Origin of the sequence: Bacteroides sp. Phil13, assembly GCF_001940965.1 — a bacterium.
Classification (GTDB): domain Bacteria; phylum Bacteroidota; class Bacteroidia; order Bacteroidales; family Bacteroidaceae; genus Bacteroides; species Bacteroides intestinalis.
Genome location: NZ_MSHA01000001.1, coordinates 1 through 4379 on the forward strand (window position 1 = coordinate 1; position 4379 = coordinate 4379).

The 4379-nt window shown below is 44.4% G+C and carries 1 protein-coding gene; it reads right to left on the reverse strand.

The window, feature by feature from the left end; all coding sequences use genetic code 11:
• Nucleotides 1-52: 52 nt before the first annotated feature.
• Nucleotides 53-4090, reverse strand: a complete 4038-nt coding sequence (locus BWI44_RS00005; protein WP_286810134.1) for an AlbA family DNA-binding domain-containing protein — start codon at nt 4088-4090, stop codon at nt 53-55.
• Nucleotides 4091-4379 lie beyond the last annotated feature (289 nt).

The window sequence follows — 4379 nt, forward strand, 5'->3', positions numbered from 1 at the left end:
AGCGGTACTCCTTTTTTTATGTCCATACCTCCTGTGCTATACAGGTAAATCATTAATTCTCAATATTCCATCCCATTATTCGTAATAGTTCCCTTTCTTTAGATACGGCTTCGGATGTAATGGCATACCCTTGATGTGCCAGATTGTCATTATAGAGCTTTTGTAGCTTTTCTGATTCCATTTCCGGTATCACTTCCCAGGCAATTACCTTTCCGAAATCATAAGAGAAAAGCGGAGTTCCTTTTAAAGCCAGATCCATATTCTGCTTTATTTTGGCAACGGGAAACATTTTCAGGTATTCATTCTTTTGTTTGGCGGTACGTACTAGGACGTGCGGTTCACCATTTTCAATGGTAGCGAATATTAAATGTGAATCTCTGTTCACACCATTCTTATAAACATAATCACGCTTCTTCTGCAATAAGATTTTCAACGGAACACGGTTGACATAACCGTTCTCGTAGCAGAGGAGCAGTGCACCGTCGATTTCCTCTTTCCTGATTCCCAATGTGAGTATGGCATTGTCTATATGTGAGTATTCGTCTTTCAATAGATATCCGCCATTATTAAGCAGTGACAGATAGGATACTATCTGTGTACCATCTTCTTTTTCCGTCAACGCATTGGTGCGTATCAGAGATGTTTGTATCATAGCCTTTCCCGGTACGGTTTCCACTTTCTTTTTCTTCTTTTCCAGACTGGCTGCAAAGGCGGCGGCAACTGCTGTCTGTGTTTCTCCGGTTTGCAACAGGCTTTCGTTGATTAGCTCTATTTCCTTTTCCGCAATCTGGTTAAGTTCTGCCTGTAACATCTCATTTTTCCTTTTCTTCTGCTTGGTCAGGGCATTGCCGTCGAGCATTACCGTCGAATTGCCTTGCCTTTGCCATATCACTCCTTTCAGTTCAATCAGTTTGCCATAACAAGGCACTGTAACGCAGCATATTTCGCGGTTGCCATATCGGGGAAAATCTATTTTAATGATACTGTTGATGTCCTTTCCCATTGTTGCTATGATGCGTTGGCGGATGAAGCGTTCGTAGGCATCTGAATCGCATACCATGTAGGTGTAGTCCTCCTTCAGACCAATTATGGCTCCTGCATCGGATACGCCGATATAGAGTGTGCCGCCGGCGGCATTAAGGAAGCCTGCAATGGTGTGCAGTATAATTTCCGACTGCCGTTTCATGTCGGGTACGGTACGTCCGGCGGGATATACCACGGATGATTTAAATTCTACTTTATCATTCTCCCTACCCATGTGGGGAATGTCTTCGTGTTCTGTTGCAGAGGGGGATTTTGCCGCCGGCTCATCGGGCAATGCAAATTCTCCGGCGCCTATGCGTTGCAGGAGTTCATTGCGTAAAGGGATTAATGTGCCGGCCGGTAAGGAGTTGAGTAAAAGAGTATGGGCCAGTACCAACCGGACTATACGCTCTTTGTTTTCATCTTTGGTGGTTGCAATGCCTACTGCAAGCTCCGGGGCGAAGTTATGGGTATAGAACAAACTGAGAATTTGTAGCATTTCTTTTTTAGGGCGAAGTGAAGGATAACGTGAAACCGCAGCGTCATCTATACGCGAAAAATGCGTCCATCGTGCCTGCCCGTTATGGGTGGCAAAACTGTAGATGTTTTCCTCATAATTCATTTGCAGCGCCAGATACTCGCTTAAGGTTGAATCATTGAGCATTCCGGCCAGCAGATAAGCTGTTCCCAGCAGGTTGTAACGTTTCACCAGCGACTTTTCGACGGATGCTGTCACTGCCAGTAGCCAAGGTAATTCGCACATCAGGGGGAGCGATAACTGCTCTCCGGTCAGCATTGCATCCTCGTCTGTGAAGACTGGTCCGAAATTGCCCTCTTCCTCTTCGGTTTTTTCATCCTGTGGAGAACAGAAATTGATATATTCGCTGACTAATTTAGCCAGAGCCTCAGTTTCTTCTATCTCTTTATCGGATTTTTCTATACAGGTGGCATTGATGTATCCTGCATCATTGATGCCCCTCACTTCCAGCAGGGCTACCGTACCTACTTCAGGATAGGGTGTTGCGCCCGGTGTGAACAGTGTGTATCCTTCCTCACATACCCATACACCTGTTCCTTTGGAGATTCGCATCAGCCTGGCATATACACGATGACCGTATTTGATTGTCCCCGTTACAAATTCAAACAACTCCCGGAGGATGCTGAATGTCAGACGCCCATTCTGCCCGACTTTCGATACAGTGGCTTCAAAGGTATCTCCTTCATAAAAAATTCCGTCCATGCTGTGGATATGGCTACGGGTTACTTCATTGGCCAGTAGTGCACCGGTTCCTTCGTATCCCGGTTCTGTTACTTCTGCAAACATCATCAGTGGAAAACGTGGATTGAATGCTTTCAGCGTGATCCTGACACGCGTTCCCTCCGTAGGAAGAATCTTTTCCGGTGTCTTTTTGGTAGATGCCGTTATGTGTCCGGATAGCTGTCCTGATAGCTCTCCCCAGAGATTTTTTAATACAAAAACATTTTGTGCTTCATTTGCTTTCGGTTTGATGTCTTTCTTTGCATATACACTAATCCTGTCGTCGAATACGGACACCATCTCCGTCACCTTCTGGTGTTCGGGTAGCAGTGCGCCCGGATTGCAACCGGCATAGAGCCCGAACTTTCCATTACGTAACAGTATCCGTCCTCCTTGTGTGATATGCTGGGCTATCAGCTTGTCTTTATCATCAGATGTATCCGTCATGAATGAGCGCAATTTAGTAATGAATGGCTCAGGCTTGAAGTGGACGACATCTTCCCAACTAAACTCCGGGCGGTAAGATTGATTTGCCCGTGTCAATACATCGAATGCCTTATCCGTCAGAATCCCGGCGGAAGAAGGGCTTGCCAAAGCTGCATAGCGATAAAGCATGATGCGATAGACTGCCGTATGTGCTTCGCGGTTGTAGCAAAGCAGCAGGTAGATGGCCAGTAAGTGCATGATTTTAGTGGGGGAAACGTCGTGTACTGCTCTGGTTTTCTCTATCATCCTCTTGATTAGTTCTATAATGGATGTCAGGGAGGAAGTTTCCGTAGTTGAAGTGTTGCAGGCTATATATTGGCAGAACTCTGTGAGGGTAAACATGTTTTTATCAGCTAATGTGTCGTCCAGCCGGAACAAGGCAGTCAGTAATTCGGTCTTCCGGCTTCGGTCGGATAAATATCCCGAAGTCCGTATTTTTGTAAATATATGTTTTAGAAAATTATCCACAGCATTGCTCCGGATAAGTTCTATGGCCTTTAGTATTGCTTCGCAGACAAATATTTCCCGTTCTCCCTTTTCGCGCAGGGATTGAACAACGGACGACGAATAGAATGTAAGGAACAGGGAGTCCTCGAGTATCCATTCGGTGATAAGAAGTTGGTAATGTATTAATTCGCATACTCCTTCCCAATCTTTTTTTTCTATTTTTTCTTCTCTTTTGGCAAGCAGTATACTCTGGAATGACAGTAGCCATTCTCCTTCGTGACTGTCATATTGTTTCAACACTTGCTGTATTTTCGGATCTCCGGTCGAGTCGGTACGTAGTGTTTCCAGTTGAATGCAGGCTGGCAGTTGTTCGGTATGGATGTTATGCATCAATTGTTCGAAGGTGATGAAATTGGTTTCACAGTCCATTTCCTGGTTGACAGGAACGACGCCCAAGATTCCATCCGGATTGATATGCTTGACCGTGCAGCGGACATTTCTTCCTATAGTCAATTCTTTCCCTATTCCTACCTGGATTAAGGCGCGTATGCCATTCATATCATATCCATAATAGATATTGCGGTGTCCGGATTGATAACCTGGCTTTTGTTGCACAACGAAAGGGTAAGTGCTGCCGACTGTATAAAGTTTGCGTGATATTTCACCTTTATGTTGTGCAAAGAGAGGAGTGTCATCGGCATCATAGCTATAAACGATACATTTCACTTCATCGGGAACCGGTAGCTTGTGCTGGAATTTCAGCATTTTCACCTTGTATTTGATTCCTTCATTTTCTATCAGATAATAATGACAATCATTTGTTATCATGGTCCCGGTTACTTTCAGGGAGTAAATCACATCCTTCTCATACTGCATAGTTTTATTTCTATTATCGGGCAATACAGCCTTCGTGTTTTTAAATACGGCAATTTATGTATTTTTTATTGAACTGCAAAGGCTATCCGTAAAAAACATGTAAAAATATTCAGAAGTAAAAATGCGGACAACTCTTTGAGCTCTTTTTATTCTTTTGTCCTCAGGCTGACTAGTTCTGCCCATTTACGGAGACTGAGGTCGAAACCGCCTTTTTCTAACAGGTGGGGAAGGGATTTGTAGTGCAGGAGTGTAGTGTCGTTGTTCCTTTCTTAGGCATTCCTATGCTTTT

Excerpts from the sequence above, each read along its gene's own strand:
- BWI44_RS00005 (WP_286810134.1), bottom strand. The coding sequence starts at position 4,090 with ATGCAGTATGAGAAGGATGTGATTTACTCCCTGAAAGTAACCGGGACC.